The organism is Chryseobacterium ureilyticum (genome assembly GCF_900156735.1).
Classification (GTDB): domain Bacteria; phylum Bacteroidota; class Bacteroidia; order Flavobacteriales; family Weeksellaceae; genus Chryseobacterium; species Chryseobacterium ureilyticum.
In genome coordinates this window covers 62,291-86,746 of the sequence record NZ_FTOL01000012.1, presented here as the reverse complement: position 1 = coordinate 86,746, position 24,456 = coordinate 62,291, and the positions used below count along the sequence as shown (strand labels likewise).

General features: G+C 34.4%; 23 protein-coding genes and 7 tRNA genes. 14 read left to right on the top strand and 16 right to left on the bottom strand.

Features of this window, described 5'->3' with window-relative positions; genetic code table 11:
- Positions 1–12: 12 nt before the first annotated feature.
- From BW983_RS21965 to BW983_RS21935, 7 genes are all read left to right on the top strand, one after another.
- Complete coding sequence (locus BW983_RS21965; RefSeq protein WP_076553907.1) at positions 13–1,458, top strand: SusD/RagB family nutrient-binding outer membrane lipoprotein; 1,446 nt, start codon at positions 13–15, stop codon at positions 1,456–1,458.
- Positions 1,459–1,506: 48 nt separating this feature from the next.
- Positions 1,507–3,072, top strand: coding sequence for a calcineurin-like phosphoesterase C-terminal domain-containing protein (locus BW983_RS21960; RefSeq protein ID WP_076553906.1), 1,566 nt, complete (start codon positions 1,507–1,509; stop codon positions 3,070–3,072).
- Between the two features lie 249 nt (positions 3,073–3,321).
- A complete protein-coding gene (locus tag BW983_RS21955) occupies positions 3,322–4,035 on the top strand; it encodes a 3-ketoacyl-ACP reductase (RefSeq protein WP_076553905.1) in 714 nt (237 codons plus the stop codon).
- 270 nt (positions 4,036–4,305) lie between these two features.
- Positions 4,306–5,133 carry a 50S ribosomal protein L11 methyltransferase gene (gene prmA / locus BW983_RS21950; protein WP_076553904.1) on the top strand — a complete coding sequence of 276 codons (828 nt, stop codon included), beginning with the start codon at positions 4,306–4,308 and terminating at the stop codon, positions 5,131–5,133.
- A gap of 17 nt (positions 5,134–5,150) precedes the next feature.
- The gene (locus tag BW983_RS21945) at positions 5,151–5,996 is read left to right on the top strand and encodes an SH3 domain-containing protein (RefSeq protein ID WP_076553903.1); all 846 of its coding nucleotides are present in this window, start codon (positions 5,151–5,153) and stop codon (positions 5,994–5,996) included.
- Positions 5,997–6,116: 120 nt separating this feature from the next.
- Positions 6,117–6,749, top strand: a complete 633-nt coding sequence (locus BW983_RS21940; protein WP_076553902.1) for an MgtC/SapB family protein — start codon at positions 6,117–6,119, stop codon at positions 6,747–6,749.
- A gap of 429 nt (positions 6,750–7,178) precedes the next feature.
- On the top strand, positions 7,179–7,796 hold the full coding sequence (locus tag BW983_RS21935; protein ID WP_084184636.1) for an SMI1/KNR4 family protein: 618 nt from the start codon (positions 7,179–7,181) through the stop codon (positions 7,794–7,796).
- A gap of 75 nt (positions 7,797–7,871) precedes the next feature.
- Here BW983_RS21935 and BW983_RS21930 read toward each other — a convergent pair whose 3' ends face one another.
- The 5 genes from BW983_RS21930 to BW983_RS21910 form a co-directional block, all read right to left on the bottom strand.
- Entirely contained in the window at positions 7,872–8,696 is an 825-nt protein-coding gene (locus tag BW983_RS21930) for a 5'-nucleotidase, lipoprotein e(P4) family (protein WP_076553901.1), read from the bottom strand.
- A gap of 312 nt (positions 8,697–9,008) precedes the next feature.
- Positions 9,009–9,082, bottom strand: a tRNA-Arg gene (locus tag BW983_RS21925).
- Between the two features lie 33 nt (positions 9,083–9,115).
- Positions 9,116–9,190, bottom strand: a tRNA-Pro gene (locus tag BW983_RS21920).
- Between the two features lie 104 nt (positions 9,191–9,294).
- Positions 9,295–9,368 (bottom strand) — tRNA-Arg (locus BW983_RS21915).
- A 33-nt stretch (positions 9,369–9,401) separates the two neighbouring features.
- A tRNA-Pro gene (locus BW983_RS21910) sits at positions 9,402–9,476 on the bottom strand.
- Between the two features lie 294 nt (positions 9,477–9,770).
- Between BW983_RS21910 and BW983_RS21905 the strand changes: the two genes are divergently transcribed.
- On the top strand, positions 9,771–10,295 hold the full coding sequence (locus BW983_RS21905) for a thermonuclease family protein (protein ID WP_076553900.1): 525 nt from the start codon (positions 9,771–9,773) through the stop codon (positions 10,293–10,295).
- Positions 10,296–10,368: 73 nt separating this feature from the next.
- Here the strand turns inward: BW983_RS21905 and BW983_RS21900 are convergent, their stop codons facing one another.
- The 3 genes from BW983_RS21900 to BW983_RS21890 are packed head-to-tail and all read right to left on the bottom strand — an operon-like array spanning position 10,369 to position 13,323.
- Positions 10,369–11,151 (bottom strand): ABC transporter permease, encoded by a 783-nt coding sequence (locus tag BW983_RS21900; protein ID WP_076553899.1) that lies wholly within the window; start codon positions 11,149–11,151, stop codon positions 10,369–10,371.
- Positions 11,144–12,046, bottom strand: a complete 903-nt coding sequence (locus BW983_RS21895; protein WP_076553898.1) for an ABC transporter ATP-binding protein — start codon at positions 12,044–12,046, stop codon at positions 11,144–11,146. The genes BW983_RS21900 and BW983_RS21895 overlap by 8 nt, the downstream gene beginning before the upstream one ends.
- Positions 12,046–13,323, bottom strand: a complete 1,278-nt coding sequence (locus BW983_RS21890) for an erythromycin esterase family protein (protein WP_076553897.1) — start codon at positions 13,321–13,323, stop codon at positions 12,046–12,048. The genes BW983_RS21895 and BW983_RS21890 overlap by 1 nt, the downstream gene beginning before the upstream one ends.
- 368 nt (positions 13,324–13,691) lie before the next feature.
- Here BW983_RS21890 and BW983_RS21885 point away from each other — a divergent pair, with 368 nt between their 5' ends.
- Positions 13,692–14,279, top strand: coding sequence for a Crp/Fnr family transcriptional regulator (locus BW983_RS21885; RefSeq protein ID WP_076553896.1), 588 nt, complete (start codon positions 13,692–13,694; stop codon positions 14,277–14,279).
- A gap of 53 nt (positions 14,280–14,332) precedes the next feature.
- Complete coding sequence (locus tag BW983_RS21880; RefSeq protein WP_076553895.1) at positions 14,333–15,016, top strand: MBL fold metallo-hydrolase; 684 nt, start codon at positions 14,333–14,335, stop codon at positions 15,014–15,016.
- A 341-nt stretch (positions 15,017–15,357) separates the two neighbouring features.
- On the opposite strand, the gene BW983_RS24425 is transcribed toward BW983_RS21880, so the two are convergent.
- The 5 genes from BW983_RS24425 to BW983_RS21855 all read right to left on the bottom strand — a co-directional run bounded on the left by BW983_RS24425 (position 15,358) and on the right by BW983_RS21855 (position 16,208).
- Positions 15,358–15,510, bottom strand: a complete 153-nt coding sequence (locus tag BW983_RS24425; protein WP_228409065.1) for a GIY-YIG nuclease family protein — start codon at positions 15,508–15,510, stop codon at positions 15,358–15,360.
- An 86-nt stretch (positions 15,511–15,596) separates the two neighbouring features.
- Entirely contained in the window at positions 15,597–15,869 is a 273-nt protein-coding gene (locus BW983_RS21870; protein WP_076553894.1) for a GIY-YIG nuclease family protein, read from the bottom strand.
- A 50-nt stretch (positions 15,870–15,919) separates the two neighbouring features.
- A tRNA-Arg gene (locus tag BW983_RS21865) sits at positions 15,920–15,993 on the bottom strand.
- Between the two features lie 41 nt (positions 15,994–16,034).
- Positions 16,035–16,109 (bottom strand) — tRNA-Pro (locus BW983_RS21860).
- A 14-nt stretch (positions 16,110–16,123) separates the two neighbouring features.
- Positions 16,124–16,208: transfer RNA gene (locus BW983_RS21855), tRNA-Ser, on the bottom strand.
- 135 nt (positions 16,209–16,343) lie between these two features.
- On the opposite strand from BW983_RS21855, the gene BW983_RS21850 reads away from it, so the two are divergent.
- The 4 genes from BW983_RS21850 to BW983_RS21835 all read left to right on the top strand — a co-directional run bounded on the left by BW983_RS21850 (position 16,344) and on the right by BW983_RS21835 (position 20,954).
- The gene (locus BW983_RS21850) at positions 16,344–17,369 is read left to right on the top strand and encodes an N-acetylmuramoyl-L-alanine amidase (RefSeq protein ID WP_076553893.1); all 1,026 of its coding nucleotides are present in this window, start codon (positions 16,344–16,346) and stop codon (positions 17,367–17,369) included.
- A 73-nt stretch (positions 17,370–17,442) separates the two neighbouring features.
- The gene (gene aspA, locus BW983_RS21845; protein ID WP_076553892.1) at positions 17,443–18,843 is read left to right on the top strand and encodes an aspartate ammonia-lyase; all 1,401 of its coding nucleotides are present in this window, start codon (positions 17,443–17,445) and stop codon (positions 18,841–18,843) included.
- Positions 18,844–18,914: 71 nt separating this feature from the next.
- Positions 18,915–19,769 (top strand): glycosyltransferase family 2 protein, encoded by an 855-nt coding sequence (locus tag BW983_RS21840; RefSeq protein WP_076553891.1) that lies wholly within the window; start codon positions 18,915–18,917, stop codon positions 19,767–19,769.
- A gap of 144 nt (positions 19,770–19,913) precedes the next feature.
- The gene (locus BW983_RS21835; RefSeq protein WP_076553890.1) at positions 19,914–20,954 is read left to right on the top strand and encodes a hypothetical protein; all 1,041 of its coding nucleotides are present in this window, start codon (positions 19,914–19,916) and stop codon (positions 20,952–20,954) included.
- Here BW983_RS21835 and BW983_RS21830 read toward each other — a convergent pair.
- The 3 genes from BW983_RS21830 to BW983_RS21820 all read right to left on the bottom strand — a co-directional run bounded on the left by BW983_RS21830 (position 20,947) and on the right by BW983_RS21820 (position 24,208).
- The gene (locus BW983_RS21830; RefSeq protein WP_076553889.1) at positions 20,947–22,425 is read right to left on the bottom strand and encodes a lipopolysaccharide biosynthesis protein; all 1,479 of its coding nucleotides are present in this window, start codon (positions 22,423–22,425) and stop codon (positions 20,947–20,949) included. The genes BW983_RS21835 and BW983_RS21830 overlap by 8 nt on opposite strands.
- A gap of 9 nt (positions 22,426–22,434) precedes the next feature.
- Positions 22,435–23,229, bottom strand: coding sequence for an FkbM family methyltransferase (locus tag BW983_RS21825; RefSeq protein ID WP_076553888.1), 795 nt, complete (start codon positions 23,227–23,229; stop codon positions 22,435–22,437).
- Between the two features lie 310 nt (positions 23,230–23,539).
- Positions 23,540–24,208, bottom strand: coding sequence for a DUF2461 domain-containing protein (locus BW983_RS21820; protein WP_076553887.1), 669 nt, complete (start codon positions 24,206–24,208; stop codon positions 23,540–23,542).
- Between the last annotated feature and the right edge of the window lie 248 nt (positions 24,209–24,456).

Genomic DNA, 24,456 nt, shown 5'->3' with positions numbered 1-24,456 from the left:
AAATCAGAAAAAATGAAAAAACTAATCTATATATGTTCATTCCTTGCTCTCGTAAGCAGCGTTGTTTCTTGTGACCGAAATCTTGATGAAATCAATAAGGATGCAAGCCGAATAAATGAGCCTGTAGCAAGTGCTTTACTGGTTCCTATTCAGTATAATATGGCAGCTGTGGGATACAATAGAGCCAACGATTTTACCTTTGATATTATGCAGGTCTCTCTGGATTTTCCAAACGAAGGAAACTCTCTAAGTCGTTATTATGTAACAGAAAATACAGGAAACGGCTTCTGGAACAACTCTTACCGATGGCTGAAGCAGGTTGATGATCTTAAAAAAGCAGCTACATCAGAAGGAGATAAAAACTATCTGGCAATATCAATGGTTTTGAATGCATGGATCTATTCTAATCTGACAGATACTTACGGAGATATTCCCTTTTCACAAGCTTCAAACCTAGACGGGATGATCATGAAGCCCCGATTTGATAAGCAGAAAAATATTTATATCCAGTTATTAGACGATTTAAAAGCAGCAAACTCTCTTTTTGTTAATAAAACTCTTACAGGAGGAGATCTATTCTTCAAGGCAGATACAGACGTTAACGGAATTGTTAATTGGAAAAAGTTCTGTAATTCTCTTTCCCTGAGACTTTTGACAAGGATCTTAAACAAAGACGGAGAAGTAAACGTAAAAGAAAGAATTCAGGAGATCATGAATAATCCTACCGTTTATCCAATTTTCCAAAATAATACAGACGGTGTAAAAGTGGACATCACAGGAATTTTTCCATTGATGCCCCCTATTGCAAGACCTCAGGATTTTACAACAGGGAGAGCCGTTTCAGAATTCTTTTTAGATGCTTTAAAAGCCAATAATGATCCACGTGGTCCTATGTTTTTTACTCAGGCAAAAGACTTAAAAGGAAATAATATCGGTTATTTCGGAGCACCGTCAGGATATGCCTTCGGAACAGTATTTAATGTTCAGCCATCCAATTTCAATCAGGCTCTTGCCAAAGCTCCTCTGAAAATATTTGTGTATCCATACGCAGAACTTCAGTTTACCCTTGCCGAGCTTGCTTTTAAAGGAATTATTCAGGGAAGTTCAAAAACATACTATGAAAATGGAGTAAAAGCCTCTCTTGAACAATGGGGAGCTGTAGTACCCGCAAATTATTTCGATAATCCTGTGGTTGCATACGGAGAAGGAGGAATGAAGAAAATTATGCTTCAGAAATACATCGCACTTTTCTTTGTAGATCAGCAGCAATGGTTTGAAAAAAGAAGAACCGGATTCCCTAAGCTTCCAAATAACGGAGGTCTTTTAAATGACGGAAATCTCCCTCAAAGATTAATGTATCCCCCAAACTCAAGAGTTTTAAACCCGGAAAACTATCAGGACGCAGTTCAGCAAATGGGTGGTGATAATATTAATGTAAAAGTGTGGTGGAGTAAATAAATTCAATAACAAAAAAATAAAAAAATGAGTATCAATATAAAACTTTTAATGCCATGTATGCTGGTTTCCGCAATGGCATTCTCACAATCTTCTGTCTCAGGATATGTATTCGAAGACACTAATAAAAACCACAAGAAAGAAAACCGCGAAAAAGGAATAGAAGGAGTTGCCGTTTCCAATGGTGTTCAGGTCGTATTGACCGATAAAAACGGACGTTACAGCTTACCGGTTCAGGAAGATCAGACCATTTTTGTTATCAAACCGTCAGGATATCAAACCGCTTTGAATAGTAATAATCTTCCTCAATTTTATTACCATCATAAACCAAAAGGTTCTCCGGCAGATTTCAAATACAAAGGAGTAGCTCCAACTGGAGATCTTCCCAAAGAATTGAATTTTCCATTATATAAACAAAATGAAGATAAAACCTTCGATATTCTGGTCTTCGGAGATCCGCAGCCTTACACAGAAAAAGAATTGGATTACTTCAGAAGAGGAATTGTAAATGAAGTTAAAAATACTAAGAAAAATGCCGTGCTGGGAATCAGTTTAGGTGACCTTGTTGGAGACAACTTAAGCCTACAGAAACCTTACGCAGACGTAATGAAAGAAGTAGGATTGCCTTGGTATAATGTGATGGGAAACCACGACATGAATTATGATGCAAAAGAAGATCAACTTTCAGATGAAACCTTTGAATCTAATTTCGGTCCCGCCAATTACTCTTTCAATTATGGAAATGTACATTTCATTATCCTTGATGATATTCTTTACCCCGATCCAAGAGACGGAAAAGGGTACTGGGGTGGTTTCCGTGAAGATCAGCTTCAGTTTATAGAAAATGATCTTAAATTGGTAGATAAAAATAAACTGATCGTCATCTCTTTCCATATTCCGCTGGAACATCAAAGCGAAGACAGTTTCAGAAATGCAGACCGTCAGAAGTTATTCGATTTCCTGAACCCTTTCCAGAATGTATTGCTTTTATCAGCACATACCCACATTCAGCAGCAGATTTTCTATGGGAAAAAAGAAGGTTGGAGCGGTATAAAAGAACTGCATGAATACAACGTTGGTACTACTTGTGGAGACTGGTATTCAGGAACTCCAAACGAAGAAGGACTACCTACCTCAACGATGAGAGACGGAACAGCAAAAGGATATTCATTCATCAGTTTTAATGATAATCAATACAAAGTAAAGTACAAAACAGCCGGGAAACCAGACGATTATCAGATCAAATTATATGTTCCGAAAGTAATTCCGTTCCCTTCAAAAACCTCAGCAAAAATTTTGGCTAATTTCTTTATGGGAAGCAAAAAAGACAAAGTAGAATACAGAATAGACAACGGAAAATGGGAGGAAATGGAATATGACGAAACCATAGATCCGAATTTTGCCCTTTCTGTCTTCCAATGGGATACAACAGAAAAAATTCTTGAAGGAAGAAGACCTTCCAATCCTGAAATGTCAAAACATATTTGGGAAGCAGATTTCCCTAAAAAATTAACACTGGGAAAACATAAAGTTGAGGTCAGAGCTACAGATATGTATGGAAATCAGTTCTCTGCTTCAGCAGAATTTGAAACGCAGAATGCTATCCAGATTCCTTAAGTTTTCATTTTTTTTACTATACTTTTTTTAGATTTTGAAGCCGGTTCATAATGAGCCGGTTTTGTATTTTTGACGAAAATTTTAAATTTTCATAAGCTTAAGTGTGCTTCTCAAAAGTATACATCTCGACTTATATTTTACTTAAGTGTTTGTGACGATCTAAAACCATTAAAAAACTATTAAATATTTATTCTTTCCACATCATCAAAATGTTCTTTCGTAACTTTGTATCATAAAAGTATTACTACTATGAATATAAACGGAAAAAATGCCATTGTAACAGGTGGTGGAAGAGGATTAGGTAAAGCCGTAGCTTTAGCTTTGGCAAATGAAGGAGTAAACGTTGCCATTACTGGAAGAAACGAAGAAAATCTTAAAAATACAGTTGACGAAATCCAGAAATTAGGAGTAAATTCTGCTTATGCAATATTCTCTATTGATGATGAAGCAGCTGTAAAAGCGGGAATTGAAACTTTAGCTGAAAAATTAGGCGGAGTAGATATTCTTGTGAACAATGCAGGGATCGGTGACTTCGGAAGTATTGAAGATATGTCTTCTGAAACGTGGGAACAGGTGATTAAAACCAACCTATTCGGAGTGTATTATGCTGCAAAAGCAGTTCATCCATTTATGAAAGCTAAAGGTGAAGGAGATATCGTAAATGTAGCTTCTACTGCAGGATTAAAAGGAGGTCCAAATATGTCTGCTTATGCTGCTTCAAAAGCTGCCGTAGTTTCTTTGTCACAATCTATGATGGCAGAATGGAGAAAACAGAATATCCGTGTAATTACCTTGACGCCAAGTACAATTGCTTCAGATATGAGCATCCAGGGCGGACTTACAGATGGAAATCCAGACAAAGTTTTACAACCTGAAGATTTCGCAGAATGGGTAAGAGATATCCTGAAAATGAACAGAAGAGCATTAATTGCAAATGGTTCTATTTTCTCTACAAATCCATAAAAACGTTTAAGGTTTAAAGTTGTCATATAACAACTTATTCAATTTTAAATTATAGGTAAAGAAATTCAATAGAAGCGGGCTTTAGCCCGCTTTGTTTTTTCCATAAATCATTCGGCTTTAGCCAAAACCTACAAATCTGAAGCAAAATAATCCATAAAAAAACTAAATCCATCTTCTTGAATTAAAATAAAATCCTCACACATTCACAAAACTTCCCCATCCATTTTTTTAACAATAATAACATTAGTATTTTTGCAACAAATTATTCACATGCAAAATTATTTAGAATTCAATTTCAAGATTACTCCATTGCAACCTTGGAACGAGATATTAATGGCAGAACTTATCGAGATAGGTTTTGACAGTTTTACAGAAGAAATTCACGGAATTTTAGGATATATCCAGACTGATTTATTTAATGAAGATCAGCTTAAGGCACTTCCTATCTTTGAAAATGAAAACGTAAAAATCGAGTATTCTTTTGAAGAAATGCCGAACATCAACTGGAATGAAGAGTGGGAGAAGAACTTTTCACCTATTAACATTGATGATAAAGTATTGATCAGAGCAGAATTCCACGAATCGGTACCTGGAATGCATGAAATTATTATTCAGCCTAAAATGTCATTCGGAACAGGACATCACCCGACTACCCACCTGATGATCCAGCAGATGATGGATATTGATTTCAACGGGAAGAAAGTATTGGATATGGGATGCGGAACTTCGGTATTGGCAATCTATGCAAAACAACAAGGTGCCGGAGATACCAAAGCAATCGATATCGATGAATGGTCTGTAGAAAACTCCAAAGAAAATGCAGTAAGAAATAATGTTGAACTTGATATTGAACAAGGAACAGCAGACAACTTAGGAAATGAAAACTACGATATTATTTTAGCAAATATCAACAGAAATATCCTGATCTCAGATATCCCGACTTATGTTTCAGTATTAAATGAAGGTGGAAAACTATTGCTTTCAGGACTTTGTTTCTTTGATGTAGATGATATTCTGGAAGTATGTAAAGAAAGCGAACTTACATTGAAAAAGCAATTGCAGAGAGAAGAATGGGTAAGTCTATTGCTTGAAAAATAAAAAAACTAAATACAAATATGAAAACCTTATTGACGGCTTTATTATTACTGACGCTGCAATTATTGACAGCACAGGAAAATGAAGTATATGCAGACGGAGTTTTTAATTTCACAGAAAATAAAAGCCAGAAGATCTTTACAGACTGGACAAGGATAAGGAAAGAACCGGGAGTAAATGCTCAGATCATAGACTCATTGCAGTCTAACCAGCAGGTGATGATCCTTCAAAAAGAAGAAACTGTTCCGGTATTGCAACTGGGAGAAAGAAAAGCCAATTGGTATAAAGTTTCTTATCAGAAAGGAGATGTAATGTCTGAAGGTTATATTTGGGGAGGTAATCTGTGTGTCGGTTATCGAAATAAAAATGGTTATGATTTCCTTTTTGGATTATCAAAAACCATTGATAAGAAAACCAAACCACTGAATGAAATTGAAAAACAAAATATTGCCGGAATCAAAGTTATGGAAGGAAGTATATTGATTGATGAGGTATATTTCGATACAGGAAAAGGAGATGAGTTGAGTTTTGCATCATTTAATATTGAAAGTAATCATAAATTAGAAAATGTAGAACTTACATTAAAGGCAATGGTGTCCGGTGAAGCTTGCGGAATTGCAACTTATGATCAGTATGTTCTTTTTAGAGATAAAAAATTAATTGCCCTTCCTCAGTTGATGAATGTAGGAGATGCCGGAGCTTATTACCATAGCGAAGAATATGTTTTTCGCAATGATAAAGGAGGAATTTCCAATACATTTATTCTTAAAGTAGAAGACATGGAAGTAGATGAAAAAGACAGAGAAAAGAAAAAGCATTCTTCCAAAACCTACCTTTGGAATGGAAGTTCTTATAAATTAAAATAAGACTATTTACTGTAAATATATTAAACCGTTGTAACCATACAACGGTTTTTTGTTTTTTAAAGTCTGCACTTTCCCAATTGAAAAAAATCAAATACATTTATCAATAGAAAAAATGTTCAAATGGATGTATTGGATGATTTACTTCCCATTATGTTTTCAGTAATTGTAGGCGGTATAATCGGAATTGAAAGAGAATATCAATTAAAGTCTGCGGGGCTTCGTACCATGATATTGGTGACATTGGGAGCCTGTATTTTTACAATGCTTTCCATGAATTTGGGAGAAACCGGAAGTCCGGATCGTATTGCTGCCAATATTATTACAGGAATAGGCTTTGTAGGAGCAGGAGTGATTTTTAAAGAAGACAACAGGGTTTCCGGGCTTACAACAGCCGTTACCATCTGGATATGTGCTGCGTTGGGAATGACGATAGGAGCAGGATATTATCAGGAGGCTACCATTGGTTCCTTAGTGGTGTTCCTTTTGCTTATTATGTTCAAATATATTCAGGATATTATTGACAGAATAAGTACACGCTATACCTATCAGATCACTCTTCCTTATGAAGATGGAGTAGTGGAAAAATATGAAACGCTTTTTAAAGAATACGGTTTAAAATCAATCAGGGGAAAACAAGCTAGAAATGGTGAAAAGTATACAATTATCTGGAGAGTACAGGGAGCGAGAAAAAACCATGAAACCTGTACGAAAATACTGTTGAATGATACCACGATAGAAGAATTTAAATTCTAATCATAAATAGCCTTTACACCATGTAAGGGCTTGTCTTTTAATAGAAATAAAAAATAGGACTGGTTAATACCAATCCTACCCAAACATGATTAAGTGTATAGTGTTAGCCATAAATGGCTACAAGGAATATAAAGTTGCACAAAAAAGATTTTTATTGACCCTTAATCAATGTTTCCTTAAAATCATAAATTAAACTAACTTTTCAGGCTTCCTGTTAAGGTTCACCATTGTAAATGTAGTGGGAAAAGCCATACTCTTCGATAAAACTTAAGCTGATCCCGCAAAATAGACTTGTGAAACGGAATTTTTATACATTGAAACGTTTGTAGAATAAAGATTGAGGTTAGGCAAATACCTTTTATAGTTATTAAAGTTTTAATGAATTTTATTTAAAATCAATTGATTATTTTAGAAATTAAAATATCAATCATGAAAGAAAACTTCAAAACTATAGAGGAATGGCTTAACGAAAATGCCCCTAAAATTGTAAAGGAATCCTTGCAGGCTCCTATATCAGAGAGACAATGGGAAACCTTCCATAACCTTCTTAAAAAGAATTTACCTGATGATTTTAAGACCCTTTACCTATGGCATAACGGGATGAAAGACGACGAAAATGTAGGAAGTCTGTTCTATGGGATGAGTTTTTATTCCATCGATGAGCTTCTACAGAATCTCGAAGGAAGAAATGAGGAGAAAATAACTTTAAAAAAATGGGATAAAGAAATTAAGCCAGAGAATATCAATAACCCTTATTGGATAAGATTTGCTTTTGATGGAGCTCATACTGGCTTATATCTCGATCTTGATCCAAATAATGAAGGAACGTATGGACAGGTTATTTTTATCGACGATGAATATGAAGTAGGAGTATTAGTAGCAAATTCCGTTAGTGATCTTGTTTACCAGTTTACCGAAGACCTGGAACAGGGGCTGTATCACCTCCATGAAGATGCTTTAGAAGACGGAAACCACTTTCTGGAAACAGATGACTCTATTGATATTATTAACTGGCAGGATAGCGTGAAATGGAACCGTTTTGATTAAGAAATCAATAAGCTTAAATAAAAATGTCTGAACAGCTGTATAACCTGTTCAGACATCTTGTACTAATGTTTTATATTAAGGATTAGCCTTAACAGCATTATACATCATTGAATCTTTCTGCTGTTTAGTATAATCGTATTTATAATTGTAGAATGAAGCTTCCCAGTCTCCATACCCCACGTTAGGAATAATAATGAATTTTTTACCAAAATCTTCCGCTGAATTTTTCACTGCATTTGAACGTTCAGCCTCAGATTTCTTATCAAATATAGATGAAAAGTCCGCAAGGTTATCTCCTAATAATAGAACGATATTGTAATTTTTTGCAATATCTTTTCTTCTTGTTTCCTTACTGCTTTCTTTTGAACGAAGAATCAGATTAGAATCGCTTTGAAGCGGAAAATTATATTTTTTTAAATTTTTTAATGTTCCTTCACGCTCTTGCTCTACACGATTGGTAACATAAAAGACCTGTATTCCTTTACTGGCTGCATATTGATAAAATTCCTGAGAGCCGGTAAGTGGTTTTGCAATCCCTTTAGCAGTCCATTCTTCCCATGTTTTCTGATCATAATCCTTTCCCATTTTAGAACGCTCAACAGCATAATAGGAATTATCTAAAAAAGTTTCATCAATATCGGATACAATAGCCAAAGGTTTTTCAGATTTCTGTGCTAAAGCTTCATCCAAACGAAGTTTCCCAATATTATATGCCTGTAGACATAATGCTTCATATTCCGCAGCTCGTTGCTGATAAAATGCAGCATATAACTTCCCATCACGCCCAAGATTTTCATAAGGAGTATTTTGAGTAGCATTTTTAGAAACCTGAGTTGCAGTCTGACACGATATAACCGAAGCGAACAAAGCACTTGCGATAATGAGTTTGAAATTTTTCATTGAATTTAAAATAGGAGAGACAAAATTACAATAATTTTCTATGTTTATACTCCATACTTAATCAGTAAAAATGTCTGAATAATTAATACTGGTTTTCGGAATGGTCTATTGTTTGAGCTTCGCAAATTTTTCTATATGATTATTAAAAACAAAAAAGACTCACAAAAACAGTGAGTCTAAAGTGAGCGCGAAAGGATTCGAACCTTTGACCGTTCCGATTTGTAATCGGAATGCTCTATTGTTTGAGCTTCGCAAATTTTTCTATATGATTATTAAAAACAAAAAAGACTCACAAAAACAGTGAGTCTAAAGTGAGCGCGAAAGGATTCGAACCTTTGACCGTCTGCTTAGAAGGCAGATGCTCTATCCAGCTGAGCTACGCACCCATTAAATAGTTTTGAGAAAACTATTAAAAACTGTCGGGGCGGCAGGATTCGAACCTGCGACCTCCTGGTCCCAAACCAGGCGCGATGACCGGACTACGCTACGCCCCGATGAGGTCATCTTTAATGAGTTTTACTTCATTATGTCAATTTTACAAAGCAAAAAATGCTTTCAAAAATCTAAATAAATTTACAAAAAAATGTAAATCATTCTGTGAGCGCGAAAGGATTCGAACCTTTGACCGTCTGCTTAGAAGGCAGATGCTCTATCCAGCTGAGCTACGCACCCATTAAATAGTTTTGAGAAAACTATTAAAAACTGTCGGGGCGGCAGGATTCGAACCTGCGACCTCCTGGTCCCAAACCAGGCGCGATGACCGGACTACGCTACGCCCCGATTGATCGTCATCAGTAACGAATTTTATTCGTTTTTGCGGTTGCAAAGGTACAATACTTTTTTAAATAAAAAAATAAATTTTAAGATAATTTTTAATTAAATCTCTGTGATTTTTTTTTGATAACTTTACTTGATTAATAACCATGGATTTAGGTTGTTCGAAAAAAAATCATTTTTTTTCTATCATTAGTACCGATTAGAGTATTTGTCAGTCTTTAATTCTAAATTTGAATAAAATCAATCTTTCTTATTATTCTTCATTTTTCCTTCTCGATCAATCCATATATTTGCCAAATGAAACGATTAATGTTGATGAGCTTGCTTTTCCCAGCAATTCTATTTTCCCAGACAAGCGGAAAAGTAATCAAAGTATCAGATGGAGATACAATTACAATACTTTTAAAAGGTAATAAACAAAAGAAACTTAGATTGGCAGACGTGGATTGTCCGGAAAATGGACAGGCATTCGGTAAAAATGCCAAACAATTCACCTCTGGGCAGGTATTCGGAAAAACAGTTAAGTTTACTGAAACCAGTACAGATCGATATGGGCGTTCCATTGCCAAAGTATATTATGATAAAGACAAATACCTATCTAAAGAGCTGATAAAGGCAGGAATGGGATGGTGGTACTTTTCGTACTCAAAGGATAATTCTTTAGGTAAACTTCAGCAGAAGGCTCAACAGAATAAAATTGGTCTTTGGCAGGATGTTCATGCTATGGCTCCATGGGATTATAGGAAAATGAAACGTGAACAATCGAAAAATAAAAAAATAGAAGCTTCTAAAGCCCAAACAAAAACTAATAAAGCTGTATAAAACAAAACCCTGGCAATGTGAATTGTCAGGGTTTTTTATTGTTGATGTTTTTAAAGGAAGATATTTTTCCTCTTTAAATACTTTTCTTTTTGGTAAACAGAAAGAAGTTGATGGCTGTAAAAATGAAAATCGCTGCAATATTACAGTAGTCAAGTCTTTCAAAAGTAATATTTTCATTCATGATATTAATATAAGACTTGTAGCCGCCTGTATAAATCAGAAAATCGGAGAAATCTTTCTGATAAACAATAAGCGAAAACATAAGCATAAACATACTAATTCCTATTGGATAAATGAAGTTTTTAAAGATTAGGCTTAAGGTAAGTTGTACCATAGAAATGGCAGAAAGAGTAATGGCAAACTTCAGGAATGTATAAAATATGACCTCTCTGAAATCATAATTCTGAAAACCAAGTTCTGGGAAAAGAATACTCAATAAATAGCCACTTAACAGAAAAAATACATAAGAGAGGAGTATGGAAAAAATAATTGTAATGAGTATAAATACAGTCTTTGAAAAGAATATTTTAGTCTTTGAAACCGGAATAGTGAAAAGAATTTTGTAATTGTTATTCCTGTATTCTACATCACAGCAGGCGTGCACAAAAAGAGATACAAGAATAGGGTATAAAAGATAAAAGAACATGAATATAATTCTTCCCAATGTCATTTTCCATGGATTTAATGTCCCTTCTGCTACATCAATACCAGACTTTAATACATCGTAAATTATATAGATATTAACTGCAAGAATAATAACTATTGGAATGAGAAGCACCCCGAAAATTTCTCTGTTTTTCGAGAGTTTGTATTGTTCAGAAGAAAATGCTTTATAGAAAGTATTGGTATTAGACATTTTTTTTAGAAATTAAATTAATAAAGATCTGTTCAAGATTAGCGCTTTGGGATTCTACTTCATAGATTTCAATTCCATTATTGATCAGTTTTTTTAACAGTATATTAAATTCTTTATCATCAGTGATATTGACGGAAATTTTATTGGAACTGTGTAAAGTTGTAGTAAAAGTGTCCTGTAAAGTGATCATAGCTTTTTCCACGTGATTTACCTTCAGAATAACATCCTTCTCCACCTGATTCAAAAGTTCGTTTTTAGTTCCCTGAAAAATCATCTGTCCTTCTTCAATGATTCCGATATGTGTAGCAATTTTTTCCAATTCACTTAAGATATGGCTTGATAGAAAAATGGTTTTTCCCTGACTGTTCAAATGCTGGAAAAGCTTTCTCATTTCAAAAATCCCTTGCGGATCAAGCCCGTTAAGTGGTTCGTCCAGGATCAGTAACTGTGGATCATTAAAGATCGCCATGGCAATACCGAGACGTTGCTTCATTCCCATTGATAAAGCATTAGCTTTCTTTTTCTTCTCCTTTTCCAGTCCTACAAGTTCCAGTACTTCATCTATTCTTACATTGCCCTTACCGTAAATAATATCAAGATACTTTAGATTCTCAAAAACCGTGAGTTTGGTATAAAAACAAGGAGATTCAATGAGATTTCCTGTATGGGAAAGTATTTCTGTACGGTTGTGTTTTAAACTTTTATTTTGAATGAAAATATTATCATCATCAGTTTCTAAAAGTCCTAAAAGAAGCTTGATTGTGGTGGATTTTCCAGCACCGTTTCTCCCAAGATAGCCATAAATACTGCCTTCCGGAATATTAAGATTAATATTATTTAAAATAGCTTTTGAACCTATTGTATAGCTGAGATTTTTAGTTGTAATGCTATCCATTATTTTTTGGTTGGGGTTAAAAAAGTATTGGTGTCTATATAAAAGATCCCATCAATAAAATGACTCCATATTTTTTTCTGATCTGTTCCCTGATTAATGGTGGAAACAAATTCTTTTTTGAGATAGGAGTTTTCCTGAACGCTTCTCAGGTCAAGAATAAAGTAAGGTGTTTTCGTTTCATGAAAAATGTTTTCTACAGCCAGTTTTCCCGGTTGATCAGTAAGGTTTTTAGATTCGTTTAATTTTGCGTAGGAAGAAAAGTCAAGCATATAGGAAGCTTTTCCATATCTGTCTTTGATGTAGGAGCCTAATGGACGGTAATTCTTACTGTAAGGAGCCGAAAACGTATGAATATTAGCACACCATACGATGACTTTTTTCTTAGGATATAGAGAATCAATTTGCCAAATAAGATTTTTTGCCATTAATGAATCTCTGAAATGCATGCTTGGTAAAGATCCGGGGTTATATTTCCACGCTTTGTTGAAATTATTACCAATGTCATTAAAATATTTTGAATATATTTCATTTTCAGGAGTCTTTTTTAATCGTAAAACAATCCTTTCAAGTTGATTGATTTCGTTGAGTAGATCTTTTTTCTGCTTTCCATTTAAGAGTTTATCAACATAACCTTTGTAGACGAAGTTTTGAAGTTCATTTATATGCTTATTTAAGATAGGAAAGCTGTTGATGTTAATATTATTTTTACTTAAAAAGGTTTTCAATAATTTACCTCGCTTTTTTATTAAAACTTCTCCTGAGAATTGAATGTCAAATCCGCCAAGTTCAATAGGTGAGGAAGATACTTTGGTTTTTTGATAATATTTGATCAAAGGCTGTGTTTCCTTGTTGTCCCACCAGAAATTGAAAAGCCCCAAACCGCCTATGGAATCTATTGAGGTTTTTAATGAGTGATTTTTCATTTCCTCATTCATGATCCAGCAGTCGTATTGCCCGGCTTCATAAAGAACAACATTGTATCCTAAGTTTTCATGAAGATATTGAATCAATCTTCCTTTCGCCTGAAGAGTGGAGCCGTCGTAATGGGTATTTTCCCCCAACATTAAAATTCTGTTATCTTTCAGAATAGAATCGAGTACTTTCAGGTCGCTATTCCCTTTGTATTTCATAGAAATACTTTTGATGGGCTGTATGTATTGTTTTGTTTCTGAGAGGAGTTTTTGTCTGTCTTTCTGAGGAAATTCTCTATAAATAATTCTATTCAGTAGAAGAGCTGAGATTGCTAAAGTAATAAAAATGTAAAGTAATTTTTTCATGCATTAAAAATTACACTGTTGTCGATGGGTTATAAGTTTTTTTGAAAATCAAATTTAATAAGAAATATCATACGTCGGGGGAAAAGATTTCTAAACAAAGACTGAAATTGAAGATTAATAGTTGAGTTGGCAGAGAAAAATAAAATAATTTCTATAATGAGTATACATAAAAGTACTGATGAAAAAGAAATGAAATAACAATCAGCAATTGGAAATTTTATATTTGAGAATAATCAAAAATAAAGAAAACGAAAAATTTGTATCTGCAGCTTTTTTTGGATCTATAATAATTGCTAGCTTTGGATAATGGATCTGATGTATGATTCATAGATAATTAAACAGAAATAAGAGAACGAAAACATTGCGAAATGACTGACGTATTTGAAAATTACCTTTCCTTAACAGGAAGACTGTCAGCTGAGGAAATCAACTTTTCTGTGCGATTTTTCGAACCGATTCATTTAAAAAAAGGTGATTTTTTTATTCATGAGAATGAGCCATGTCAATATATCGGATTTATCACTTGCGGTGCTGTGAAAGCATATGCTCTCGATAAAGAAGGGAGAGAAAATGTAACATGTTTTAAGTTTGAAAATGAATTTGTTACTTCATTTTTGGAGTTTGTGACACAGGAAAAATCCAAGAGAAGTATAAGAGCTATAGAAGATTGTATAATCTATAGAATAAGCTATTCGGATTATCTCCAGCTGCTTGGTCAGGTTGCCGCTTTAAATGGAGTTATAAAATCGGTGATGGAGCAAGAGTATAGCCAAAAAGAACTGTATCTACTGAATTACAATAATAGATCAGCTGTAGATAAATATCTTCATGTTTTGTCTAATGAACAAAAGCTTGTACAGCGTGTAACAACACAGGATCTGGCATCTTATCTAGGAATCACGCAGCGATCACTTACCCGGGCGAAAGGACAAATACATAAGCCTAATGTATTATAGGACAAATGTCCTTACGAAACACTGATCAGTACTATAGATTTGCACAAAAAACTATGCTACGTCAAATTGCTCCCGAAGTGTTTCAGATTTCTCTTATGCCACGAAACAGCATCAATTGCTATATTATTGAAGGTGTGTTGGTAGATTCAGGGATCAGGAGTTCATATTCCATTGTAAAGAAAGCTCTACAAAAGCTCCCTGTTTATCAACATGTACTGACGCATGCGCATGCGGATCATCAGGGGTGTAGTGATCAGATATGCGAGGAGTTCAAGATACCTTTGCTCTGTCATCCTGATGAAGTTTTTAGAACTGAAACAGGTTTGGTAACCAACGACTATCCAACTCCTAAGCATTGGGTGGCAAAGCTTCAACAAAAATATTGGGCTGGTCAGGGACATAAAGTAGAGCGGACAATCGTTGAAAATGACAGCATCGGAAATTTTCGGGTAGTAGAAACACCCGGGCATTCGAGGGGGCATATTTCTTTATTTCGTGAGCGGGATGGTTTATTGATAATCGGAGATGTGGCAACAAATATGAATCTGCTTACAACAGCAACTGGTTTGCGACTTCCACCAAATATTTTCACCTCGGATCAGCAACGCAATATCAAATCGCTCCAGAAGTTAGCAAAACTGAACCCTGCAATGATCTGCTTTGGTCACGGACCGGTCATGCGGAATACAAATCATAAGTTTGAACAATTTGTAGCTAAATGCAGCTCGATTATTTAAATATAAATCCTTCTGTAATTAAGGTTTAAAAGAAGAAATATTTTAAATAAAAAACTTATCATAAAAATATTTGATTATCTGCTTAGAAGGCAGGTGTTCTATCTGTAAATTAGTTGGTAATAAGAAACAGCACATACAACTAATATAAAACAAAAAGCCTCATCATAAAAATGATGAGGCTTTTGTGAGCGCGAAAGGATTCGAACCTTTGACCGTCCCGATTATAAATCGGGATGCTCTATCTGGTTAGAGCTATTGATGAGCTTTTGTATTTTAAGCTTACTTTTCCAATCTATTATTTCTCTTTCCCTTTTGTATGCATTGTTTTTTGAATCGAATGTTTAAAAATATATAATGATCCAGTCTTTCGTTTTTGCGGTAAATCCTTTGTGATTAGAAAGGTGTCTTCTAAGTCTTTCTTGTAAATCTTCACAAGAATATCCAATATAGTATTTGTCTAAAGACTTAGAATAAAGTATATAACAGTAACACATACAACTAATATAAAACAAAAAACCTCATCATAAAAATGATGAGGTTTTTGTGAGCGCGAAAGGATTCGAACCTTTGACCGTCCCGATTATAAATCGGGATGCTCTATCTGGTTAGAATCATTGATAAGTTTTTGTATTTTAAGCTTACTTTTCCAATCTTTTATTTCTCTTTCCCTTTTGTATGCATTGTTTTTTGAATCGAATGTTTCATAGTAAATAATGATCCAGTCTTTCGTTTTTGCAGTGAAGCCTTTGTGATTAGAAAGATGTCTTCTAAGTCTTTCTTGTAAATCTTCACAAGAATGTCCGGTATAGTATTTGTCTAAAGACTCAGAATAAAGTATATAACAGTAACACATGCAACTAATATAAAACAAAAAACCTCATCATAAAAATGATGAGGTTTTTGTGAGCGCGAAAGGATTCGAACCTTTGACCGTCTGCTTAGAAGGCAGATGCTCTATCCAGCTGAGCTACGCACCCTTAGAAGTTGATTCTCGCTTAGTAATAAGCGCATTAAAAAGTCGGGGCGGCAGGATTCGAACCTGCGACCTCCTGGTCCCAAACCAGGCGCGATGACCGGACTACGCTACGCCCCGAATATATAAGAGAGCGGAGGGTAAGGGATTCGAACCCTTGCGACACTTTCGCGTCGACAGTTTAGCAAACTGCTCCGTTAACCACTCCGGCAACCCTCCTTTTTGTTTATTTTTTAATGATCGTTGTTCCGTTATTGCGAGTGCAAATATAGAATAGATTTCTTTATTTACCAAATAAAATTCAAGAAATTTTTGTGTATTTTTGAAGTAATAAATTGATAAAAAACCAAACTGATGCGTAAGACATTATATATCATCGGATTAAGCACTTTAGTTTTTTCATGTGCTTCTCAGAAAAATGTTAAAAAAAATACTTACCAACCGAAAACACCCGTAGTACAGCCAAAAACTGTAGTTAAGACACAAACTCAGGAAGCTCAAAAACCCAAAGTTGTGAGTGATCATGGAGTGGACTTTTTTACTACTAATATAGCAGACCCAGCAAAAAATGACAATACGGCAAGTTACGGTTCTATTGTATCTGCAAAACCAGCCGGATTTAAAGTTGTGAAAACTTATTTTCCTGCTATGGCACAAAATTTCAGACAGCGTTATCTTATATTACATTATACAGTGCTTCCGGATGACAAGTCTATTACTGTTCTTACTCAGCCCGGAGTAAGTGCTCATTATTTGGTAAACAATACCGGAGATAATGAAATCTATCAGCTGGTAGATGAAAATAAGAGAGCATATCATGCGGGAGTAAGTGCGTGGCGAGCAGATAAGAATATTAATGATACTTCTATAGGTATTGAAATTGTAAATCCTGGTTTTACAAATGATGCTACAGGTAAAAGAGTTTTCGTTCCTTTCAGTGATGCGCAGATCAGGAAAGTGGCGGCATTGGCAAAAGATATTGTGACAAGATATCAGATTCCTGCAACCAATGTTTTGGGACATGCAGATATTGCTCCAACAAGAAAACAAGATCCTGGACCAATGTTCCCATGGAAAAAGCTATATGATGAATATCAAATAGGAATGTGGTATGATGAAGGATTGAAATCAGACTACCAGGAAATTGCACAAGCTGATTTTGCTACCAAGTACATTGATTCTACATTTATATTTTCTGTTCAGACCGCTTTACAGAAATTCGGATATGGTATTGAACTTAGTGGAAAGTGGGATGATGCTACTAAGAAAACAATTGAAGCATTCCAGTATCATTTCCGACCACAGAATTTTGACGGAATTATGGATGCAGAAACCTTTGCAATATTACAAGCGTTGAATGTAAAATATTCAATAAAATAAATTTGAGTTAAAGCGCATCTGTTAGATGCGTTTTTGCTATCTTTAAACGATCAAAAACAGTAAAATATCTGTAATGGAAAATTTCAGAAAAGAGAGTGATCTACTGGGCGAATTGAACGTGCCATTAGATGCTTATTATGGAGTGCAGACACAAAGAGCCATCAACAATTTCAAGATTTCAGGACAACTTTTGTCTTCATATCCGGATTTTATCAAAGGATTGGCTTTTGTGAAAAAAGCTGCAGCAAAAACGAATTATGAATTAGGTCTTCTTAATGAAAACCTATATTTCAAAATAGCAGAAGCTTGTGATGAGATTGCAGAAGGAAAATATCACGAACAGTTTCCGGTAGATATGATCCAGGGCGGAGCAGGAACTTCAATCAATATGAACGCGAATGAAGTAATTGCTAACGTTGTATTGGAAAAATTAGGTAAAAGCAAAGGAGAATATGAATTTTGTTCACCTAATGACCATATTAACCTGTCTCAGTCAACCAACGATGCATATCCTACAGGGATTAAAATGGGGTTGCTACACATGAATATCGGGTTGGTAGAAAAACTTGAGAGAATCATTGCTGCTTTCCGTGCAAAAGGACAAGAATTCCATGATGTGATCAAAATGGGACGTACGCAACTTCAGGATGCTGTTCCGATGACATTAGGTCAGGAATTTGAAGCATTTGCAGCAACATTGGAAGAGGATATCTCAAAGCTTAATAACAACGCAAGTCTTTTCGTAGAAGTAAATATGGGAGCTACAGCTATCGGGACAGGATTGAATGCTCCGGTAGGATACGCAACACTTTGTGCGAAAAACCTGGCTCAGATCACAGGTTTCCCAATTATTTCAGCACCAGATTTAGTAGAAGCTACACCTGATACAGGTTCGTATGTAATCTATTCATCGGCAATGAAGCGTCTTGCCGTAAAATTATCAAAAATCTGTAACGATTTAAGATTACTTTCATCAGGACCAAGAGCAGGACTTTTCGAAATCAACCTTCCTCCGATGCAGCCGGGATCATCTATTATGCCAGGTAAAGTAAACCCTGTTATTCCTGAAGTGGTAAACCAGGTTTGCTATAAAGTAATCGGAAATGATCTTACAGTAACCTTTGCCGCAGAAGCAGGTCAATTACAGCTTAACGTAATGGAACCGGTACTTTCTCATGCCATCATGGAAAATATCAACTTCCTTTGCAATGCATTGGATACCCTTCATGATAAATGTGTAGTAGGAATTACTGCCAACAAAGAAGTATGTCTGAATATGGTAAAACACAGCATTGGTATTGTAACGGCACTTAATCCTTATATCGGTTACAAACAATCTACAGAGATTGCAAAAGAAGCCTTGGAGACAGGAAAGAGTGTTTACAATCTTGTATTGGAAAAAGGAATTCTTTCCCAGGAAAAACTGGATGAGATCCTTGATCCGAAAAACATGTTGAAGCCACACAACAAATAAAATAAAACAATAAATGATAAGTGGTGTTTTCGTCACTTATCATTTATCACTCATTACTTATAAAATATTCCGTGAGGTTTTTAATCATTATTCCTGCCCACAACGAAGAGCAGAACCTCTCATTCACTCTGGATTCCCTGCAGCAGCAAAATAGTAAGGATTTTAAAGTGGTAGTTGTCAACGACGGTTCCACAGACAGGACGCCTGAAATTATCAGGAAATATACAGAGAATGATTCCCGTTTTGAAACCGTTAATCTTCAAAAATCAGAACATCAACCCGGTTCCAAAGTTGTTCATGCCTTTAAAAAAGGCTTGCAGACACAATCTTTAGACGAATTTGATATTATCTGTAAATTTGATGCAGATATTATTCTTCCCGGAAATTATCTTGAAACCGTAGAAAATGCTTTTATCAATAATCCAGAATATGGATTGGTAGGAGGGTTATTATATGTAGAAAAAGACGGAAGCTGGGTATATGAAGGGAATTCCAATAAACATCATGTACGAGGTCCTATGAAAGCATATCGGAAAGAATGCTTTGTTCAGATGGGTGGTCTACGAGAAACTTTAGGTTGGGATAATATAGATTCCATACTGCTTGAGCATTTAGGCTGGAAAGAAGTCGTTTTACCAGAGCTTCATGTGAAGTTGATCAAAGTAAAAGGAGCCGATTATACCATAAGACCCGCAGACTATTACGGACGTTATTTTTATTTCCTGGGATTAAATAGATTGCTTGCTTATATTGCCTCCTCAAAAGAAGCAATGAAAAGTAAATCTCCGGCATTCTTCTTTGATATTATTAAATCCTATGAAGGCTGCAAGTCAAAAAAACTGGAATTAAAAATAACAAAAGAAGAACAAAAAGCAGTCAATGATCAGCGTTGGAGAATGCTGAAAAAGAAATGGCTGAAAATGTAAATAAAGAATAAATGATAAAGTTGAAAATGGTAATTATTTTGAGACGTTTATCATCACATTCAATAGAAACATATTTTAGTCCGTTTAATAAAAAATAAAACAATTGGCTTTAGCCAAAACCTAGAAAATAATTCCAATTCATCAGTGAAAAAAATAGCTTACATTGAAATAGATACTCATGCAGAAATAGCACAAGCCTTCATAGATGTCATGAAGGGAGCAGAAGATTTTAAAGTAGATTATTATTTTTCAAAAAAGATCAAAGATCAGATCAATGAAGCCGATGCAGACGTATTTCTGTCGGACAGTTCTATGATTTTAGATCAATTAAAAAACAGAAAATATGATCTGGTGATTATTGGGACAGTTCATCGTTTTTTCAATACGTTTTTGGCAATAACAAAGAAATACAACACAACAGTTATTGCGCACAATCTCAATTTTACCAAAGCTTCAAGGTTTGAATTAATAAAAAATGTATTTAAAGGCGATATCATCTACAGAATGAAACTGTGGTGGAAAGAAGGATTACTTTATGCGACTAAAGTGTATCAGAATTCTAAGTCTTTAGTGGTGCTGGATGAAGCATTGATTTCCGAAAGGCATCAGTTCTTGCCCCTGTTTTATACAAGAAGTTTTGAGAAATCTCAAAGTGAAAATCCGGTTATTGTAATTCCGGGAGGTGTTTCTCAGAAAAGAAGGGATTATAATCATATTTTTAAAACTATTCAGAATTTAAAAACAGATAAAAAATACGAATTTGTATTTCTCGGGAAGGCAACCGGTCATGAATTGAAACAGCTTGAAAACTTATCTTCAAACTTACAGTCAAATATCACCATTACTTATTTTTCCAAAAGAGTTTCTGCTACAGATTTTGAGGATTGGATGCAAACATCTGATGTTATTTGGTGTCCAATTCAGCAGGAAACAGAATTTTTCAGCATTAAGGAAATCTACGGAAAAACGAAAATGACAGGAAATCTTGGTGACTCCATTGCCTATGGAAAATTAGCTGTTTTCCCTGCCAATTACCCGTCAAAACTGAGTTTTATTTTACCTGAAAAACAAAACATCTTTGAACAGTTGGATGAGCTTCAAAACATTCATTTTGATTTCCAGACAAGTTACAGTAAAAAAGAAGTTCAGAAGAGGCTAGAAGAACTTTTATATAAGCTTATTTAAACTTAAAAATACTCTTGATAAATTTCACATTCAGATAATCCTCTAGTGGGAATATTTTCGTGAAATAATTTCCAATGTAAATTAATACTAAAACTACAGCCGGTTTATACATCAGGTTTAAGAAGCTGCTGTCAAAATTAGGCAGAACAATTGCTACGGTAATTGCCAATGTACAAATGATTGAAACAAAGATCATTTCAATAGTCAAAGGTGAAACTTTGAAAACGATATAATTAAAGGCAATCTTGATAATATTATAAATCGTAAGAGAAATAGCTGTAGATAACGCAATTCCGATAAGTTTCAGATCAGTATTTTTGATAAAATAATAATTCAGCCCAATCGTTAATCCTGCCAATAGAAGCATAACGATAATATTGAATCTGTAATACTTCGAAAGAGAAATAATATTTCCGTTAAATCCAGTTGCAAGATCAATTAAAACAGCAGATCCCCAGATCCAGACTACAGGTTCGTATTCTCTCAGCATTGTTCCATTGTTGGGCATAAGCTTCGTCAGGTAAGGAAAACCAACCATAATACATGAGAACAACACAGCTCCAAGAAAATAAAGAGATAGAGATGTTTTCTTATGAAACCTGTCAAGCTCCACCATATCTCCGTCAGCCAGAGTCTTGTTAATGATAGGAGCGGAGATATTAAATAGTCCCAGCTGAGGAATTGAAATCAAAGAAATCAAAGCATAAAGAACGGAATAGATTCCAACTTCTTCCATTCCCATGAATTCCCCGATCATAAAATTATTGATCGCCAGATAATTCCCGAAAGTTCCTAAAAATCCAAAGAAGCTGTAATTGAAAAACTCTTTCCAGAAATTATCCTTTTTAAAATAATCCGTATTAAAATCAAGTTGGATTTTTTCAAGCTTATTGGTGTAATAAATATATCCGAAAAGCATTAATGCAAAAATCCCAAAAAAGAAAGCAAAGGCAATATTCTGAGATAACGCAAAATAATAAAACAGACAAAAAGCTCCAAGGTTTGCAATCTTAGGAAGTAGATTGTCAAAAATATTGGAGACAACAATCCTTTTGTAATTGGACGTATATTTATTGAAAATCGCACAAAACGAGAGAAGTAATATCAAAGGAAGGATCATTTCCTTGCTTTTCCATGCTTCCAGATGACTGAATTTAGGATAAAAGTAAGGCAGTATGAAAAATACGACAGAGAAAATAAGAAAGTTGATAAAAACAGCCAACAAAGACAAAGAGAGCATATTCTGTTTTTTACCATCTTTTTCTACCGTATGAAAAAACTTTACATTGGCATAAGAAATTCCCAATACCACAAAAGGGACCAACATTTCAGCAGTAGGAAGGATATAGCGGAGTTTTCCGTAAAATTCAAAATCATTTGGAAAGATGAATATTGCAGAAACTGTGCCCAGCAAAAAACCAATATAACCAATAATGGAATATTTGAAGCCTTGTCTCGCTACTACGCTCATAAAGTTGTTTTAAGGGTTTTTAGGTATAAAAATAATATTGTTGATGTACTGAGTTTTATTTTTTTCGTCGCTTATATTTTGTAATAAAATATCTTCTGTAAGAATCTCCAGGGTAAAGCTGTTTCTATTTAGATACATTACTTTATATCCCCAGCTTTCCACTTCAGAGATTTCATTCCATATTGGTGTTTGGTGGTGTCTTTGTTCCATCTCAACCATTAAAGTTGGAAGGAATTGTTTGATGGTTTCCTTAGCTCCTAAAAGAGTTTTTATTTCATTGCCTTCCACATCAATCTTGATGAAATCCAGCCTGTTGAAATGTTCTAAAGCAGCCCACTCGTCTAGTTTGATAACTTTTACTCTTTCAGTGTAGCTTTTTTCTTCCCCTTTTTCTTTATAAGAAGTATTTAAGGTTCCCCTGGAGGCTATCGTTTTTCCATTGATAATCGGAACTTTAAACTCCGCTATCGTATTCTCGTCAGAAAGAGCCAAAGGAAGTACTCTCATGGTAGGAAAGAGTCTTTTTAATCTTCGATAAAGCTTCTTATTAGGTTCAAAAGCATAAATATGCTCATGATTCAGCTTGTTTTCCAGCTGATATAAAAATGTACCTACATTGGCGCCAATATCCAGAATTACAGCATTTTTAGGAAGGTATTCTTTGATCCATACCAGTTCCGGTTCTACATTGCGTTCCGAAAAATTATTTTTATTAAGATTGTTTAAGCTCTTAAAATATCTTTTTTTATAAAAATTCGGACTTATATATTGTAGCTTTTCTGCAATTTTTTGGTATAAAGACATCCTTGACTTTTTGACGAACAGCAAAGATAAGCAAAAATGTAAAACTTATCTTAAAAAATGTTAAATATAATATATTGATTTTCAGTAGATATGCTTTGTAGTCTGTTTTATAAGAATCTGAATTTTAATATATTTTCAGTTTGTCACAGAAACGCTTATAGGTATGTCATTTTTAAATGGATAAAATATTAGAAAAGTCAGACATAGATTTACAGAGCTTTTTTTACGAATATTTTACGTAAAGATGATAACCCGGATCATCTGTGAGTAGCTGCAGTATTTGTGATTGAAAATGAAAATCCAGTAATGTTTAATCGAGGAAAGGGGTATTCAGGAAATCATTGAAAGGTTTCATGAGCTTAAAGATCTTATTCATGTTTTTTGCTGCATTCTTATCCAAAACTTCTTCATCTTTCAGTTGATAGACAACAATAAAGTTTTTAAGTTTCAGATATTCTGCCATTGGATCTTCCTTTTCAAAGCCTTGAGGGATTTTTTTAAGTTTGTCATCCTGATCAAGTTCTGGAAAATGTTTTTTGAAATCTTTATTATTTAAAATTGTGAGAAAATTATCGCCATACAAGGATATTTCTTTTCGTACTTGTTTCAATACCGAAGATTCAGGCATGTAAATTCCCCCAGCCAGAAATGATTTTCCTGGTTCCAAATGAAGATAGTAGCCTCCTTTCTGATTTCCTTTTCCCATTCCCAGAGAAGCTCCGAAGTTGGTTTTGTATGGAGATTTGTCCTTTGAGAAACGGGTGTCGCGATAGATTCTGAATAATGATTTTTTGCTGTCGATTTTAGCAAGTTCTTCATCAAAATCAGACATTTCTTTAATAAGATCATCTAAAAACTGAATAATATTTCCCTGCGCTTCTGTGTATAGGTGCTTGTTTTCATTGAACCATTCGCGGTTATTATTTTTATTCAACTTTTTTAGAAAGTCAAATGTTTTTGAAGAAATGCTCGCTGACATATTGTGTTGGTGTTTTAATGATTGAATAGTTTGCTGATTATATCCAAATACTGAAAGCAGACAAAGCCACCTCCAAATTTACGCAATAAGTAATAAATTTTAAAAGAAAAAAAGTGTATTTTATGGTTTTATTTGAAAACTCATAAATAATCCATAAATAATCAATCCAATTTAATAAAAAAAACTATTATTTGATAAGTCGTTAATATAAGGTGTGTTTTTTTAAATTTAATTTTCGAAAAAATTAA

Bases quoted from the DNA above. Each gene is read 5' to 3' on its own strand.
- BW983_RS21895 (WP_076553898.1), bottom strand. From the start codon at position 12,046: ATGGATAGCATTACAACTAAAAATCTCAGCTATACAATAGGTTCAAAA.
- BW983_RS21905 (WP_076553900.1), top strand. From the start codon at position 9,771: ATGAAACGATTAATGTTGATGAGCTTGCTTTTCCCAGCAATTCTATTT.
- BW983_RS24425 (WP_228409065.1), bottom strand. From the start codon at position 15,510: ATGTGTTACTGTTATATACTTTATTCTAAGTCTTTAGACAAATACTAT.
- BW983_RS21965 (WP_076553907.1), top strand. From the start codon at position 13: ATGAAAAAACTAATCTATATATGTTCATTCCTTGCTCTCGTAAGCAGC.
- BW983_RS21940 (WP_076553902.1), top strand. From the start codon at position 6,117: ATGGATGTATTGGATGATTTACTTCCCATTATGTTTTCAGTAATTGTA.
- BW983_RS21955 (WP_076553905.1), top strand. From the start codon at position 3,322: ATGAATATAAACGGAAAAAATGCCATTGTAACAGGTGGTGGAAGAGGA.
- aspA (WP_076553892.1), top strand. From the start codon at position 17,443: ATGGAAAATTTCAGAAAAGAGAGTGATCTACTGGGCGAATTGAACGTG.
- BW983_RS21935 (WP_084184636.1), top strand. From the start codon at position 7,179: ATGAAAGAAAACTTCAAAACTATAGAGGAATGGCTTAACGAAAATGCC.
- BW983_RS21820 (WP_076553887.1), bottom strand. From the start codon at position 24,208: ATGTCAGCGAGCATTTCTTCAAAAACATTTGACTTTCTAAAAAAGTTG.
- BW983_RS21870 (WP_076553894.1), bottom strand. From the start codon at position 15,869: ATGTGTTACTGTTATATACTTTATTCTGAGTCTTTAGACAAATACTAT.
- BW983_RS21960 (WP_076553906.1), top strand. From the start codon at position 1,507: ATGCCATGTATGCTGGTTTCCGCAATGGCATTCTCACAATCTTCTGTC.
- BW983_RS21850 (WP_076553893.1), top strand. From the start codon at position 16,344: ATGCGTAAGACATTATATATCATCGGATTAAGCACTTTAGTTTTTTCA.
- BW983_RS21880 (WP_076553895.1), top strand. From the start codon at position 14,333: ATGCTACGTCAAATTGCTCCCGAAGTGTTTCAGATTTCTCTTATGCCA.
- BW983_RS21885 (WP_076553896.1), top strand. From the start codon at position 13,692: ATGACTGACGTATTTGAAAATTACCTTTCCTTAACAGGAAGACTGTCA.
- BW983_RS21830 (WP_076553889.1), bottom strand. From the start codon at position 22,425: ATGAGCGTAGTAGCGAGACAAGGCTTCAAATATTCCATTATTGGTTAT.
- BW983_RS21825 (WP_076553888.1), bottom strand. From the start codon at position 23,229: ATGTCTTTATACCAAAAAATTGCAGAAAAGCTACAATATATAAGTCCG.
- BW983_RS21930 (WP_076553901.1), bottom strand. From the start codon at position 8,696: ATGAAAAATTTCAAACTCATTATCGCAAGTGCTTTGTTCGCTTCGGTT.
- BW983_RS21945 (WP_076553903.1), top strand. From the start codon at position 5,151: ATGAAAACCTTATTGACGGCTTTATTATTACTGACGCTGCAATTATTG.
- BW983_RS21900 (WP_076553899.1), bottom strand. From the start codon at position 11,151: ATGTCTAATACCAATACTTTCTATAAAGCATTTTCTTCTGAACAATAC.
- BW983_RS21890 (WP_076553897.1), bottom strand. From the start codon at position 13,323: ATGAAAAAATTACTTTACATTTTTATTACTTTAGCAATCTCAGCTCTT.
- prmA (WP_076553904.1), top strand. From the start codon at position 4,306: ATGCAAAATTATTTAGAATTCAATTTCAAGATTACTCCATTGCAACCT.